Source organism: Vibrio sp. TRT 1302, from assembly GCF_050113875.1.
Taxonomy (GTDB): domain Bacteria; phylum Pseudomonadota; class Gammaproteobacteria; order Enterobacterales; family Vibrionaceae; genus Vibrio.
This window is the reverse complement of record NZ_JBNJOF010000003.1, coordinates 367994-384075: the sequence shown is the minus strand read 5'-3', so window position 1 is coordinate 384075 and position 16082 is coordinate 367994. Positions and strand designations below refer to the sequence as shown.

Sequence of the window (16082 nt, the reverse complement as noted above, 5' to 3'; positions counted from 1 at the left end):
TTATTCCGTACAAGTAAAAGGAGCCGTTATGAGGCTCCTTTTTATTCACACCTAAGTTAGACAAATGCACTGAGAAAATGATCGCCTTTAGTTTGTTTCATTCTCACATAGTAAGAAATGTAGCATTATTTTGTTTATAAATTCCTACCAAGTAAGAATACAATTTGATCACTATCAATCGAAAACGCTACAACAATAGCGTGAACTCTATGAAACAGAATAGCGGACAGGTTAACGAAAAAGTTCTTCAACTATTAATGCAGGTGGCGGTCAATGATGAGCCGATCACAGCCAAACAGTTGAGTGAACAATTAGGCACACCGATCAGTAGTCTTTACCGTCATTTGAAGTTGCTAAAAGAGTGGAACCTGATCGAGGAAAGTCCAAATGACAAAACCTTGATCATCGGTCCAGCAGCACTGCTATTGATGCGCAGTTATGAAACGAGTCAACACGACTTAGATGTCGTTGACGCAGTGTTGAACCGCTTACAGAAACAGACGGGTGAGATGGCGGCTTATATGGTGCCTGTTGGTTACAGAGCATTGTGTGTGAGTCGCAAAGAGAGCATGCAGGCGCTTCGTTGCAGCTACGTCCAGGGTCAAAGTCAACCCCTGTTACGAGGCGCCTCATCCAAAGTTATGTTGGCTTACATGCCAGCAACGCGATGTGAAAAAATCTTGCGTTATTTTGGGGAACAAGAACGCCACGAACAGTGGAAGTTGGAACTGGAGCAAATCCGCAATCAGGGTTATGCCGTCAGTACCTCAGAAATTGACTCTGGTGTTTCTGGTATCAGCGCGCCAGTAATGAAAGGCTCCAAACTGATCGGTGCGATTTCAGTAATGGCTCCTGCTCATCGAGTTCAATTAAATCAACAGAGGATCATTCTTCACGTACTTCAAGCAGCGAGGGCATTGCCCCCAGAAAGGTAATTCATATGTTTGGCCTATTTCGACGCAACAAAGATCAAAATCTCACAGGGATGTTGTCTCATCGCTTAGCTCTTCTCACCGTTAGTGAAAAGCTCAAGCCGATGAAGCTGGTGGATTTCGAAATGGCCGATCAAAGCTTGGAGGAGATTTATCAGTGGATTGAAGAGCTGGATGGTTTTAGCTGGTTAAATGGTGGGCACTACAACCTTACTGCTCAGCCAGTGACTAAATACCAGCATCAGTTGAGCCGTTACCTTGGTACTGAGACGTTGCCAGTTGTGTTTACGAATAACAGTGAAACCATACTCCACTCGCTGCCTCTATTGCATTCCTCCAGACAAGAGCTTGGCATTGTACATATTGGTCGAGACTTTGAACTCAAGGCGTCACTAGAGCCAGTTCAAGGTAGTGCATACCATTTTGCGCTTGCTCGCTACAATGAGTGTCGTCTGTTCTGCCTAGGGGTGGATATTAACCAGCATCCAGAGCGCTTGTTAGAATACGCTGAAGACTTAGGTTGTGATTGGATGACGGGTGAAGAATGCAGCTTCAGTCATCGTTTTCAGGTTAAGAATCAGTTGGCGAGCTTTTTAGCACACTGTCATGATGTGGTGGTTAACATCGACTTATCTTGCCTCTACCCAGTCTCGAGATTGGAGCAAGGAACGGCATTGGATGTGCAGATGGTCAATCGTATGATTCGTCAGTTACTGATTTCTGGAAAGGTGCGTCAGGTACAATTGGTGGGTTATAAAGATAAACATCTTTACTCAAAACAGACGCAAAGCATCATGCATGAGTTAGCTCAACTGTTTCCCTTAAGCCACAGAGCTGCCTAATTTTCACAGCGATAAAAACACAAAAGCTGGCGGTTAAGCCAGCTTAGTACGGTGGGTTAGCACATTAAGATGATTTGTTCGCGTCTTTGTTCGACTCTTTCCAGTATTGAATGCGTACGCGATGCAATTGTGCTTTTCTCATTTTCTTCATGATAATCCCTCACTTAAAAAACAAACATGCTCCTCAATGAGCTTATGTGAATGTAGTTCCTCATGAACAATCAACAATGTAGCCACCAAATCTGAAAAGATCTAGGTTTTTGATCACATTTTTTTGTACGTATTACACTATTTATCAGTCAAAAGTGAACCATAGCGCACTTTAATGAAGTTGAAATGTAAATTCACTCTTTCTGTCTATTTTTATTAATCAATACGAAACAATAGCTTAACTTGTTTGTCATGCTTGCTGTCTACCATCTGCGCCAAAGAGATAAAAACTACTCAAGCAAGGAGTCAGCAATGTGGGATCGTGACAGTCAGGATTCTCAATTCAGCCAAATGATCGAAGCGCGTTTATCACGTCGTCGTTTTTTAGCTGGTACCGCAGCCGTTAGTGCAAGTGCATTTCTTTCACTAAACCCAATTACTAAGGCTTTTGCCGCTAACAACGACAGTCCACTGCTCAACTTCGAAGCAGTTCCTGCTTCGACGGCCGATGCGTTTATTGTACCTAAAGGCTACAAAGCAACGCCGCTGCTGTCGTGGGGAGACCCGATTTTCCCAGATGCCCCTGAGTTTGACCCGAGTGGTAAGCAAGATTCTATGGCTCAATTGCGTCAGTTTGGGGATAACACGGATGGGATGAGCCTATTTCCTATCAGCGAAGACCGAGCGGTCATCGCGGTAAATAATGAATACACCAATTACGACCTACTGTTTGATCATGGCGGTAAAGCCATGACTGCCGACGATGTGTTAAAAGCTCAGGCTGCTCACGGTGTTACGGTATTTGAAATCATTCGAAAAGGCGGTGAGTGGAAGCTGGATAAAAATGGCATGCGAAACCGTAGAATTTCAGCCAACACTGAAATGAAGCTAACCGGGCCTGCGGCTGGTCATGATTTAATGAAAACTGAGCTGGATCCTTCGGGAATGAAGCCTCTGGGTACGTTTAACAACTGCGCGAACGGTCAAACGCCTTGGGGAACATACCTAACTTGTGAAGAGAACTTCAATGGCTACTTTGGTACTAGAGCGAGTGCCGATCTTACCGCTGACCATAAACGCTACGGCGTAAAAGCCGCACCAAGCAAGTATCAATGGCACGATAGTGATGAGCGTTTTGATGTTTCCAAGCACCCAAATGAACCTCACCGTTTTGGTTGGGTAGTAGAAATTGACCCGAATGACCCCACATCAACCCCACTTAAGCGCACGGCTTTAGGCCGATTTAAACATGAAAATGCCGCATTATTAGTGGATGACAGCGGTCATGTTGTGGTGTACCTAGGCGATGATGAGCGTGGTGAGCACCTGTACAAATTTGTCTCTAAGAACACATACCAGCCGGGTAATGACCAAGCGAATCGCAACCTACTTGAAGAAGGCACATTGTATGTGGCGAAATTCGAGATGGATGATAAAGAGCTGCGCGGTAAAGGTCAGTGGATCGAGCTTACGCATGGTAAAAATGGGCTAACAAAGCAGAATGGCTTTATGGATCAGGCTGAAGTGTTGATCTTTGCTCGTCGTGCGGCAACTCAAGTGGGCGCAACAACCATGGATCGTCCTGAGTGGGTCGCGGTTCACCCAGATAACAAGCATGTATTCTGCACCTTAACCAACAACAAAAACCGTGGTGTTAAAGAGGGACAGCCTGTAGGTGGTCCTAACCCGCGTAAAGAAAACCACTATGGTCAGATTGTGCGTTGGATGCCAAAGAACGGTTCTCACATCAGTGACAATTTTGAATGGGATCTCTACCTGATTGCGGGTAATCCACAAGTGCATCAGGGTAGCCTGTATGCAGGCAGTGACAACATTAATGCGGATAACATGTTCAACAGTCCTGATGGTATTGGTTTTGATAGCGCGGGTCGTTTGTGGATCCAAACTGACGGTAATTACTCGAACAAAGGAAACTTTGCTGGCCAAGGTAACAACCAAATGTTGTGTGGTGATCCTATGACGGGCGAAGTGCGTCGTTTCCTTACCGGCCCTGTCGCTTGTGAGATTACCGGCCTTACTTTTTCAGCAGACTATAAAACCATGTTTGTTGGTGTTCAGCACCCAGGTGAAGACGGAGCACCTTCGCACTTCCCTGGCGGGGGTAGCACTAAACCGCGTTCAACCATCATGGCGATTACCCGAGAAGATGGTGGCGTGATTGGCGCATAAACACTCATAAACTGGGTTTTGAAACGGGGCTTTGTGCCCCGTTTTTGTGTTGCTACAGGCGAGTTTGCGATAATTATGCGTGTGTAGGCATAAAATTTGTGATCTTCTATTCATTCACCACTAAATATAGTTGCTTCACGTGTACGGTATCACTATATTGAAAAGGTATCTCAGTAACTTAAAGGTGTAGAGAATCGAGTAAACTCCCAAAGTAAATACGAATAAACTGAACCCAAATCGACACACAGGGCTTAACGAACCCGTCGTTAAGAGTGAATCGACAAACGTAATAGAACTAAGTATTTCCGTAGGCCTTTTGCTTTATCTTTCTCAAAAAGTCACATCTTCAAGTTATCGATACTTTCTTGATAACCACGGAGGAGGTTTGGCTATGCTATCACTTGGTCTTGTCGCTTTAGGCGTATTCGTATTCTTCTGCAGTTGGATAGTTCAACATGGTGTCCCTGTGTTGGGAATGAAACTCGATGAAGACGATTTGTTGCTGATCTCCGAGATGTCTGGTGAAGATGTTCTCGAAGCATAAATGATGAAAAGTACAAAACACGTGAAAAAGGAGCCTGTGGCTCCTTTTTGCGTTTTATCTCTCCCAACTAATTCAACTGATTTTTCATGACTTGCCTAATGGTGTCAAAGCGTGCCGGAATTTGTCGGTGTCGTTTAGTCAGCAGATAGAGAGTTTCAATCACTTCACTTTTAGGCTGATAGACAGCGATTTGGTCTTTGAGTGGGAAAGCCTCTAGAGCGCTTTTAGGCAAGATAGTAAACCCATGCCCATGCGCGACAGGCAATAAAATCTGACTCAGCTGATTGATGTATCCCGTCGTTGGGATGTGATTGATATTGATCGCGGCAAGCTGACTTTCCCCGCAGCGTGAAAAATAGAGCGACAAGTAGTGTTCGGCATCAGGGTGTCTGATCAGTCCGAGCTCTTTAAGCGTTTTTTCATCGAGTTTTTTGGCGCTCTTTTTTTTAGGTAGCATCAGGCATAGCGGCTCAGAACCAAACTTGTGTGAATCAATACGTGGATCAGTCGGTTCGTTTGCCACAATCCCCATGTCGACCTCACCCTTGATGACGTCAGCAAGGATTTTGTGGTGAGGAGCCGCTTCCAGCAGGGGAATAAGCTCAGGGTGTTTACATTGTAAATTGAGCAGATGAGGGTAGAGCAGTAACGCCAGTGAACCCGAACAAGAGACAGACACCATACCACTGTACGGATCGTCTTGGCTGAGTGAGCTCAACATCTTTTTTTGTTCAGATTCTAGTTGGTTGGCGTAGTCATAGACCGTCCTTCCCGCTTCGGTGATGACGAATGTTTTGTTGTGTCTTTCGATTAACGCGTGTCCGCAGACGTGCTCTAGTTTTTTGATATGCTGACTGACACCGGGTTGCGTCATAAACAGCTTTTCTGCGGTTTTGGTGAAGTGTCCAGTATCAACCAAAGTGACAAATGTCTTTAGCCAAGAAGGGTTTAGCATTAATACGGCCCATAACAAAAAATTATCTAACCTAGTGTAGGTGATAACACATTGTTTTGGTAGGGGAAGGCGAGCCTAGGCTCGCTGTACGATTTACGCTGCGTTGAGCTCTATCGCTAACGCTTTTCCATTGCCGCGAAATTGATCTATGGTCGAGGCAAATGATGTGGAGATATTCAGCAAGCGCGAGTCGGGATGCTCGGCCAGATATCGGCTCTTTCCCTCATCACTTTCTAACTTGTCCCAATCGCGATGAATCGAACGGGCAAAGTGTAAGGTGGTGGCCATTTTAGGTGAAATTTCTGCGTCGCGTGGTTGGTCAAAATTGGCGATGGCGTCAATCATGACATCTGGGAAGTGCCAGCTCTTGGCTAACTTAGCTCCTAATGTTGGCGCAGTGATATCAAGAATTTCTTCCTGAACGGCGATGGCATTTTCTCCGGCTTCTGCCCGAGCAGTGATGATTTTGGCCTGTTCTGGAACCAGTGCATGGATCATCAACTCACCGATATTGTGTAAGATACCTGTGGTAAAAGCTTCGTCTCCATCCATATCGGTCACGCTGGCGATCTTGCTGGCAATAATGGATACCTCAAACGTCTCTTCCCAGTATTTACTGATATCTAAGGTTGGTAGCTTAGGAAATACCCCTGACAGCACTGAAACCACAACTAACGTCCTCACCGGTGCAGTACCAACGCGAACCAGAGCCTCGTTAACTGAGGAGATCGTTTTGTTACCGCCAAAATGTGCAGAGTTGGCTAATCTGAGTAAGCGCGCGCTCAAGACCTGATCGGTGGCAATTTTATTGGCAAGAAGTCTGAAGTCGACGTCGTCTTTGGTCACCATGTCTAGCAGTTCTTGAAGAACTTTTTGAATCCTTGGCAGCTCGTTCAAACGAGATAGTAGTGCCTCCTGGCTCATAATTCTCTCCTTATTCCCGTGAGCTAAATTACTATAGTTCACAATGGAAGCCCCCTCCATCTGACGGATAAATAATTGATGTAATCGGTGAAAGTTTATTGTTATGATTTGTGACCAATAGTCGGGGAGCCTGCCCAATAGGATTAAGGCTGAGATCGCGAAGCGAGACCCGTTGAACCTGATTCAGTTAGCACTGGCGTAGGGAACTATATGTATATCGACCGTTCGGTCGTCATACTGGCATTCGATGGAGAAATCGGCTCATAGAGCTCTCTCTGCTCATCGCCATAGGTTCTTGTACGTCTTGTTGTAGGAGCCAAAATGCCACACTCTCAAGACACACCACCTATTGTACTCACTATTGCCGGCTCAGATAGCGGTGGTGGTGCTGGTATCCAAGCCGACATTAAGGCGATATCCGCGACAGGCAGTTACGCCTGTTCAGTCATTACGGCAGTCACTTCGCAAAATACACTCGGTGTTAGTGCCATTCATCCTATCCCTGTCGAACATATTGAGAGTCAACTCGACGCTGTTTTCTCCGATCTTAATGTGGTTGCTGTCAAAGTCGGAATGCTTGCGGACGCTGATATTATCGCTATGGTCGCGAGTAAAATTCGTCAGTATCAACCCAAGTATTTAGTGGTGGATCCGGTCATGGTTGCAACCAGTGGTGACCCGTTATTAGCCCAATCGGCGGTCGAAACATTGAAACAGCAGCTTCTTCCTTTAGCGGACTTGATTACCCCGAATCTGCCTGAATGTGCCGCTTTGATTGGGAGGGATGTTCCTCACAATGAAAGCCAGATGACAGAGACGATCGATGCACTCAAAGCGCTAGGCGCTAAAGCGGTATTACTTAAAGGTGGTCACTTGGATAAAACGGATAAGAGTAGCGATCTGTTGATTGAGCAAAACAGCAGCGAATTGTTGAGCGCCAAGCGAATAGAAACCAAAAATACCCATGGCACGGGGTGTACTCTCTCATCGGCGATTGCCTCTTATTTGGCTCAGGGTCATCGCCTACATAAAGCGGTGTATCTCGGCAAACAATATATCTCTCAAGCCATCTCTCACGCAGATCAGCTCAAAGTGGGGCAAGGACATGGCCCTGTAAACCATTTCTTCTGTGGTCATGTCAATGTTCGGTAGCGGCATGAGTGATAAAGTCCCAAAGCGTGATCGGATTGGTGGAGGTGAGTTAACTTTCACCAATTTGACATTGAACTGATAATTTCTGCCAGTGAAGTAAACTACTATTCCTTCTCCTCTTGTGCTGCTGTGAATCTATATCGTGAAAAATCTGTTGAAAAATAAGCGTGATGGTCTGGTGCTGCTTGTGGCATTTTTGCTGGTTATCGCGCCGATGTCGTTAATTGTGAGTCATATTGATCTACTCAGTGAAGTGAATGACTTTACTGGGATAGTTTTCACTGTATTGACTGATTCTGCGGGTTCTTCAGGTTTTTTGTTTTCACTATCGCTTTTGGTGTTCATCACTTGGCGAATAATAGGCAACCATCCAGAATTCATTAATAAAATGGTGCAACTAGCGATTATTTTGGTGATTGGTTTTGCTGCTAAAACGGGCTTAAAGCATATGACCGAAAGCCCACGCCCATACACCGAGTTGCTCGCGCATCAGTTGCTGATCCCCAAACCAGAACACTTCTACAAACTAGACTCCTTGCAAAAATCTCAAGTGATAGATGAAATTTCGCAACAAGTCACCGAGTGGAGAACCCGTCACTGGCAGGGCGAAAAAGACTACTCATTTCCATCAGGACACACGATTTTTGCGTCGATTTGCTTAGCGTTTTTTGGTGGTATCTTTGTTAGCAATAAACGCTACACACTTGCGGCTTTACTAGGTTGTTGGGCTGTGGCTGTTGCCTATAGTCGATTGTGGTTAGGTATGCATAGGCCTATCGATTTAGTCGGCTCTATTGTATTCGTTGCGGCGGTTTACGCTGTTGTTCCCCGATTTGACTGGGCAGTCAATAAGCTGCTTTCTAGGCGGATGAGTACGACTCATTAGCCAAGTTGTAGAGAATTGAATATAAATTTTCGTTATTATTTTTATAATTAATGATAATTTCAAATAATTCTCTGCGCTCCATATACTCTCCTCATCGAAACAAACAAATGAAATGTATTTGGAGCAGATTATGAAAATGAATCACGTGGGCATCATGGTTGGCGATATGGATCAAGCGGTTGAGTTCTACACTCAAGCTCTAGGTCTTAACATTGTGATGAACAATACTAAAGTTGTTGAAGAACGCGAGACGGCGATTGGTCGCATGTGTATCGCAGTATTCGGTGAAGGCTTTAAAGGTTTTAACATCGCCCACTTAGTGACAACTGATGGCATCGGCGTGGAACTATTTGAAATGAAAGAGCGTCAGGAACGTCATGAGGTTGATTTCTCGCGCTTGGGTATCTTCCACTTCTGTCTACAAACAGATGACTTCGAAGGTGTGATGGAAAAAGTTGAGAAATTTGGTGGTAAGGTACGTATGGATGTGATGCGCTACCATCCAGAAGACGACAGCAAGCCAGCAAAAATGGTCTACCTAGAAGACCCGTTTGGTAACTTGTTCGAACTTTACTCACATACTTATGAAGAGACATACGCTTCAGATTACGAGTAATCGTCGACGAATTTAGAGAGGATTGGTGCTGCACCAATCCTTTTTTCTTGCCATAAGCTCTTGACCTTTACCTAGGGGTAAGGATTAACATCCAAAGTTCATAGATAAAGGTACGCCATGACTCATCCACTTAAATCATTAATGATTGTGATTTTCAGCATTGTTGCAATGTTGATGTCGAGTTATGCCGCCAGTTCTCCGTCGATGGTTTCGATGATGTCTGCTATGGACTCCAGTACGCAGATGTCGCATCAGCAACATGCCACTGACCAGCCTGAATCTTTACAGACAAACAATACGGATTGTCACTCTTTGGTTGAGGAACTTCGAAGTTCACACTCAATCGATAAGCAACCATCAACAAATACGGTAAGTTGTTCTAGCTCAGATGATGGCCCGCATCGCTGTTGTGTTTCTGCTTGTTCGACGACCTTCTACCCTATCCAGCATACTCAGTCTCTGAGTGATATTACCTATTCGCTAGCTTTGCATTATCCGCTTACCATTGGTGACAAGATCATGCGTCCACAAAGCTTCCTGCGTCCACCTTCCGCTTAGTTCTTAAATTACAACTCTTTTCTCTTGGTACTGACTGTATTTTCAGCCTGTTCAGGAGTTTCAATTGTGTCTTCAAACAATGAGTAATTATTGTGAATTTAGAACCAAGATTCGTCGCGCTGGTAGTCAGTGCGAGTTTGGCGACTTTGCCTGCGTTTGCTTTCGCTCATCAAAATGGAAATGAAGCGGGTCAAAGAGAGGTCGCAACTAAACAACTGACGTCTCTGATTGAGGCGGCGTTATCCCAAGATGGAAACCGCACCGAGTTTTCCGCCAAGGCACAAGCAATGCGTGCAAATGGCATAGCCAGTGCCACTTTGATGGATCCCAAGTTGAAAGTCGGCGTGGGTGGCTTACCCGTTGATAGCTTTCAGTTCGATAAAGATCCTATGACCAACATCTCTGTTGGTTTGATGCAGCAGTTTGAGCGCGGGTCAACGCTAGAGCTCAAGCAAAAGCAAGCCAACCAGCAAGCGGATGGTCTGACGGCGCAAATAGAAGTCAGAGAACGTGAAGTCGCCAATCAGATGACTCAGCTATGGCTAGAATTGGGCTATTTGCAACACGCACAGCGACTACTGGATGAAAATCGTCGTCTGATGGTCGAGATGGAGCAATATCTTCAGACCAATTATTCAATTGGCAAAAGTGAAGCTCAAGACTTGCTCAATGCGCAACTTCAAGTCAATAAGCTCGATGAGAAACTACAGGCCAACCGCCAGCAACAGAGTCGAATTGTGGCTCAGCTTTCGGAGTGGCTCGGGTCTCAGTGGCTCGATAGCGCCTCTTCCCTCAAGGCAAGTAATCAACTCAACTGGGCGATGTTAGATAGCAAACTCGATCAGGCTGGTCAGTCAAACCATCTGTATCCGCTGCTCAATCAGCATCCGATGATCAAGATGGCCGAACTGAATGTGTCAGTTAATCAGACTCAGGTAGAGATGGCAGAGCAGGCTTATACGCCACAGTTTGGCGTTGAAGTGATGTACGCCTATCGACAGGCCAACGGTATGAACGGACAGCCAGCTTCGGATCTTGTCAGTGCTTACCTGACGATGGATATTCCTCTGTTTACTGGCAACCGTCAGGACAACAACCTCGCCGCGGCTCAGTATCAGGTTGGGGCGGCGTTATCTCAGAAAGATACCCTGTTAGCGCAAATGAATGCACAAGCGAATGCCTTGCTCAATGACCGTTCTAACTTAAACGAACGGATCGAACGATACCAATCCAGCTTAATTCCTCAAGCTTCTTCTCGTACTGAGGCGGTTGAACGTGGCTATCAAAATAATACCGCACAGTTCAGTGATGTTATCTCTGCGACGACCGATGAGTTGGCATTGCAGCTTGAACTAGAACGGTTAATGACAGATTGGAATAGGGTGAGCAGCCAGTTGGCCGCCTTATTGGGAGGGTTTGAATATCAGATTACGCCTCCGGCTCAGCGCATTCAAAATTAAAGGAACAGAAGATGACGACATTTAAAGTAGCCAGCGTGGCTTTAGTAGTGGGTGGCGTATTGGGCTTTGCGGCCAGCATGTATTTGCCGAGTGCAAACCATGATATGAGTGTGGCGCAAGCTTCAGAATCTGTCTCGAACAGTGAGCCTCTGTACTGGGTTGCGCCGATGGACCCAAACTACAAGCGTGATAAACCGGGTAAGTCACCGATGGGGATGGATCTTATCCCTGTTTATGCAGAAGACCAGAATGGCGGAGCAAGCCAGCCTGGTACCGTTACTATCGATCCCTCGGTGGAGAACAATCTAGGCGTGAAAACCGCACAAGTAGAACTTGCAGAACTTGCGCCTCGTATTGAAACGGTTGGTTATATCGCCTTTGATGAAAGTAACCTATGGCAGACCAACGTACGCGTGTCTGGCTGGGTTGAAAAACTCTATATCAACGCGGTCGGTGAAAAAGTTGAAAAAGGCAGTGTGCTGTTTTCTCTTTACTCTCCTGAACTGATCAAAGCACAAGAAGAGTTACTCAGTGCCCATCAGACTCAACGTAAGGGCATGATTAAAGGGGCGACCGAGCGATTAGTCACCCTTGGGGTCGATAGGGCGCAAATCAGTGACATCGTGCGTCGTGGTCAGGCTCAGCAGACCATCGAAATTAAAGCGCCAGCGGATGGTGTCATTGCTAGCCTGAATATTCGTGAAGGTGGCTACCTATCTCCGGCTCAAGCAGTCATTAGTGCTGGACCGCTGAAAGAGGTTTGGGTCGATGCTGAAGTGTTTGAGAGACAGGCTCACTGGATAAAGCAGGGCAGCAGTGCGTCGATGACGCTTGATGCCATCCCTGGTGGTGAGTGGCAGGGTGAGGTCGACTATGTCTATCCGATCCTTGACCCTAATACGCGAACGCTGCGCGTGCGTCTGAAGTTCCCAAATCCTCACGGGGAACTGAAACCGAATATGTTTGCCAATGTTGCTCTTAAACCCGTAAGTAGCGAAAAAGTGCTGACCATTCCTCGCTCATCGGTAATCCGCTCTGGAGGCATGGCTCGTGTGGTGCTGGCTGAAGGTGAAGGAAAATATCGCTCTGCACGTATCGAAGTCGGTCGTGAAGCTGGCGATAAAGTCGAAGTGCTTAAAGGGCTTGAACAAGGGCAAGCGATCGTCACCTCGGCTCACTTCCTGCTTGATTCTGAATCAAGTCAAAGTGCGGATCTGTCAAGAATCAATGGTGTAGAAGCGCCCGCTGAAACGGTTTGGGCGCAAGGTGAAATAACGGATGTTATGGCACAGCACCGAATGTTAACGATCAGCCATCAACCTGTTCCTGAATGGAATTGGCCGGGCATGGTGATGAACTTTGATCTTGCGGAAGGCGTTGACATGGATGCGCTGGCGCAAGGGCAGGCGTTGGAGTTTGCAATGCAAAAGACGCCCGAAGGCAAATATCAGATCGTCGACTACAAGATTGGCGATGGCCTTGTTGCGGCTGAAGTTTGGATGAGTGGTGATATATCGATGCTGATGGCCGATTTTAATATGATCACTCTAAAACATCTTCCTGTCGCCGAGTGGAGCTGGCAAGCGGGTGAAATGAATTTTTCTGTTGGAGATGAAGTGGACCTTTCTGGTTTTGAGGAAGGTGAGAAAGTTCGATTTCTAGTGGCTAAACAAGGCACCGATTATCAATTGAAGCAACTGGTTCGTGCTAAGGAGGCATTATGATTGGTGCCATTATCCGTTGGTCGATCAGTAATCGTTTACTGGTATTACTGGCGACTGCCGCACTGATCTTTGCGGGTCTTTACAGTGTAAAAAATACGCCAGTGGATGCGATTCCAGATCTCTCTGATGTGCAGGTGATCATTAAGACCAGCTATCCGGGACAGGCTCCACAAGTGGTTGAAGATCAAGTTACCTATCCCTTAACGACAGCTATGCTGGCTGTGCCGGGCGCGGAAACGGTACGCGGTTACTCATTTTTCGGTGACTCGTATGTTTACATCATCTTTAACGATGATACCGACATGTACTGGGCACGTTCGCGAGTTTTAGAGTACTTGAGTCAAGTTGCTCCTAATTTGCCTGCCAGTGCCAAGCCGACGTTAGGTCCAGATGCGACAGGGGTTGGCTGGGTCTACAGCTACGTTTTACAGGATAAAACAGGCCAGCACGATTTAGCGCAACTTCGTAGTTTGCAGGACTGGTTCCTCAAATATGAGCTGCAAACCGTAGCGGGTGTATCTGAAGTCGCTACCGTTGGCGGTATGGTCAAGCAGTATCAGGTGCAAATTGACCCTGCCAAGCTGCGTGCCTACGACCTCACCCTGCAACAAGTCAATATGGCGATTCAAAATGGTAACCAAGAGACGGGCGCATCAGTGGTTGAAGTGGCCGAAGCTGAGCATATGGTTCGCACCACAGGTTATCTATCGAGCATAGAAGATATTCAGGCACTGCCACTAAAAGTGACCAAAAAAGGTACCCCGTTGCTGCTTGGTGATATTGCCGACATCAACATCGGGCCGCAAATGCGTCGTGGTATATCTGAACTGAACGGTGAAGGTGAAGCGGTTGGTGGCGTGATCGTGATGCGCTTTGGTGAGAACGCCAGTCAGGTGATTGCGAACGTCAAAGACAAGCTTAATGAACTACAGCGAAGCTTACCGGAAGGGGTTGAGATTGTTGCGACTTATGACCGTTCAACACTGATCGATTCGGCGGTCGAAAACTTGTGGAAGAAACTGGCGGAAGAGTTCATCGTCGTGGCGATAGTTTGCGCTCTGTTTTTATTCCATATTCGTTCGTCGCTCGTCATCGCCTTGAGCTTACCGGTTGGTATCTTATCTGCATTTATCATCATGCATTGGCAAGGCATCAACGCTAACATTATGTCACTGGGGGGGATTGCGATTGCCATCGGCGCCATGGTTGATGGGGCGATCGTCATGATCGAGAACGTGCACAAACATATAGAACGCACACCGCTAACGGACAAGAATCGTTGGCAGGTGATTGGTGATGCTGCTCAGGAAGTGGGTGCGCCATTGTTCTTCTCATTGTTGATTATCACATTGAGCTTTGTGCCTGTGTTTGCACTGGAAGGTCAGGAAGGCAAGATGTTTTCGCCACTCGCCTTCACCAAAACTTACGCCATGGCTGCGGCAGCAGGTCTGGCAATTACGTTAGTGCCAGTACTGATGGGCTATTTTATTCGAGGCAAAGTGCTGCCTGAAGATAAAAACCCAATCAATAGGGGACTCATCGCGCTCTACAAACCTATGCTTAACTTCAGCCTAAAGTACCCTAAAAGTGTTTTGCTGCTGGCAATGGCATTGATGGCATCGGCTTACTATCCGACAACTAAGCTAGGCAGTGAGTTTATCCCTCCTTTGGATGAGGGAGATTTGATGTACATGCCGACCACTTACCCAGGGATCTCGATAGGTAAAGCACGTGAGCTACTGCAACAAACCAACAAGCTGATCATGACCGTTCCTGAAGTGGAAACTGCATGGGGCAAGATTGGTCGAGCGGACACTGCGACTGACCCAGCACCTCTCACCATGATTGAAACCGTGATTCAGTTGAAACCGCGCGATCAATGGCGTGAAGGGGTCACAACGGAATCGCTACGTCGGGAGTTTGATCAACTGGTTCAATTCCCTGGTTTGACTAACGCATGGGTTATGCCGATCAAAACACGTATCGACATGCTGGCGACCGGGATTAAGACTCCGATTGGTATCAAGATCTCAGGTCCACAATTGAGTGAAATTGAGAAAATTGGTGCTCAGTTAGAGCCTATCTTAAATCAGGTGACGGGGACGGCCTCTGTCTATGCTGAGCGTGTTGCTGGTGGTCGCTATGTCACCATTGATATCAAGCGCAGAGCGGCTGCCCGTTATGGCCTAAGTATCAAAGATGTACAGCAGGTGGTTTCCACAGCAGTCGGTGGCATGAATGTAGGAGAAACCATTGAAGGGTTAGAGCGCTATCCAATCAACGTTCGTTATCCTCAAGACTACCGTGATTCAGTGGTCAAATTGCAGAACCTGCCTCTGGTGACGCCGAATGGCGCTCGTATCGCACTGGCGGATGTTGCTGATATTCGTTACGAAGACGGCCCTCCGATGATCAAGACCGAAAACGCACGTCCAAATGGTTGGGTATTTGTTGATATTGATGGCCGAGATCTGGGCTCTTATGTTGCCGATGCACAACAGGCGGTGGCTGAGCAGCTTGTGCTCCCTGCGGGTTACTCGCTGGTTTGGTCGGGACAGTACGAATACATGGAACGCGCTAAAGAACGTTTGGGCGTTGTGGTTCCAATCACCATCGCCATCATCATGCTGCTGCTCTACTTCAGCTTCCGTCGTATTGGCGAAGTGCTGATCATCATGATGACTTTGCCACTTGCGATGGTCGGTGGCTTATGGCTGATGCACTACCTTGGCTACAACTTCTCGATAGCAGTAGGGGTTGGATTTATTGCCTTGGCCGGTGTCGCGGTCGAGATTGGGGTCATCATGTTGGTTTACCTCAATCAGGCATGGCATTACACCAAACTAGCCGCCTCGGATAAGCAACAGCCACTGCAAATGGAAGATCTCACTAACGCCATTCGCCAAGGTGCGGGACTCCGCGTCCGTCCTGTAATGATGACCGTACTGACCGTCATTATTGGCTTGATACCGATTATGTACGGCCAAGGAACGGGGTCAGAAGTGATGCAACGTATTGCCGCACCGATGATCGGTGGTATGGCGTCAGCACTACTGCTTACTCTGTTGGTGTTACCAGCGATTTTTAAATTGTGGAAGCAGCGAGAAGTGGCTGCTCAACCCAATAAACAATAACCCTACGACGTGATC

General features: G+C 46.8%; 13 protein-coding genes and 1 riboswitch. Of the genes, 11 read left to right on the top strand and 2 right to left on the bottom strand.

Annotation, left to right across the window (positions count from 1 at the left end):
* Window positions 1-209: 209 nt before the first annotated feature.
* The 4 genes from ACQEXP_RS06855 (at window position 210) to ACQEXP_RS06840 (ending at window position 4658) form a co-directional block, all read left to right on the top strand.
* Window positions 210-935, top strand: a complete 726-nt coding sequence (locus tag ACQEXP_RS06855; RefSeq protein WP_419723629.1) for an IclR family transcriptional regulator — start codon at window positions 210-212, stop codon at window positions 933-935.
* A gap of 5 nt (window positions 936-940) precedes the next feature.
* The gene (locus ACQEXP_RS06850) at window positions 941-1774 is read left to right on the top strand and encodes an arginase (RefSeq protein ID WP_426968988.1); all 834 of its coding nucleotides are present in this window, start codon (window positions 941-943) and stop codon (window positions 1772-1774) included.
* Window positions 1775-2236: 462 nt separating this feature from the next.
* On the top strand, window positions 2237-4114 hold the full coding sequence (locus ACQEXP_RS06845; RefSeq protein ID WP_426968987.1) for a PhoX family protein: 1878 nt from the start codon (window positions 2237-2239) through the stop codon (window positions 4112-4114).
* Between the two features lie 391 nt (window positions 4115-4505).
* Window positions 4506-4658 (top strand): hypothetical protein, encoded by a 153-nt coding sequence (locus tag ACQEXP_RS06840; protein WP_171052237.1) that lies wholly within the window; start codon window positions 4506-4508, stop codon window positions 4656-4658.
* 67 nt (window positions 4659-4725) lie between these two features.
* On the opposite strand, the gene ACQEXP_RS06835 is transcribed toward ACQEXP_RS06840, so the two are convergent.
* Entirely contained in the window at window positions 4726-5613 is an 888-nt protein-coding gene (locus tag ACQEXP_RS06835; RefSeq protein WP_426968986.1) for a LysR family transcriptional regulator, read from the bottom strand.
* A 93-nt stretch (window positions 5614-5706) separates the two neighbouring features.
* Window positions 5707-6537, bottom strand: a complete 831-nt coding sequence (locus tag ACQEXP_RS06830) for an HDOD domain-containing protein (protein WP_269375277.1) — start codon at window positions 6535-6537, stop codon at window positions 5707-5709.
* A gap of 112 nt (window positions 6538-6649) precedes the next feature.
* Window positions 6650-6759, top strand: a riboswitch (TPP riboswitch).
* A 99-nt stretch (window positions 6760-6858) separates the two neighbouring features.
* On the opposite strand from ACQEXP_RS06830, the gene thiD reads away from it, so the two are divergent.
* From thiD to ACQEXP_RS06795, 7 genes are all read left to right on the top strand, one after another.
* Window positions 6859-7689, top strand: a complete 831-nt coding sequence (thiD, locus tag ACQEXP_RS06825; protein ID WP_426968984.1) for a bifunctional hydroxymethylpyrimidine kinase/phosphomethylpyrimidine kinase — start codon at window positions 6859-6861, stop codon at window positions 7687-7689.
* Between the two features lie 142 nt (window positions 7690-7831).
* Entirely contained in the window at window positions 7832-8575 is a 744-nt protein-coding gene (locus ACQEXP_RS06820) for a phosphatase PAP2 family protein (protein WP_426968983.1), read from the top strand.
* A 130-nt stretch (window positions 8576-8705) separates the two neighbouring features.
* Window positions 8706-9191: a VOC family protein gene (locus ACQEXP_RS06815; RefSeq protein ID WP_269375274.1), complete on the top strand. Its 486-nt coding sequence runs from the start codon at window positions 8706-8708 to the stop codon at window positions 9189-9191.
* A gap of 117 nt (window positions 9192-9308) precedes the next feature.
* Window positions 9309-9749: a hypothetical protein gene (locus ACQEXP_RS06810; RefSeq protein WP_426968982.1), complete on the top strand. Its 441-nt coding sequence runs from the start codon at window positions 9309-9311 to the stop codon at window positions 9747-9749.
* 92 nt (window positions 9750-9841) lie between these two features.
* Window positions 9842-11209 carry a TolC family protein gene (locus tag ACQEXP_RS06805; RefSeq protein ID WP_426968980.1) on the top strand — a complete coding sequence of 456 codons (1368 nt, stop codon included), beginning with the start codon at window positions 9842-9844 and terminating at the stop codon, window positions 11207-11209.
* Window positions 11210-11220: 11 nt separating this feature from the next.
* Window positions 11221-12933, top strand: coding sequence for an efflux RND transporter periplasmic adaptor subunit (locus tag ACQEXP_RS06800; RefSeq protein ID WP_426968979.1), 1713 nt, complete (start codon window positions 11221-11223; stop codon window positions 12931-12933).
* On the top strand, window positions 12930-16067 hold the full coding sequence (locus tag ACQEXP_RS06795; RefSeq protein WP_269375271.1) for an efflux RND transporter permease subunit: 3138 nt from the start codon (window positions 12930-12932) through the stop codon (window positions 16065-16067). The genes ACQEXP_RS06800 and ACQEXP_RS06795 overlap by 4 nt, the downstream gene beginning before the upstream one ends.
* Window positions 16068-16082: the final 15 nt, after the last annotated feature.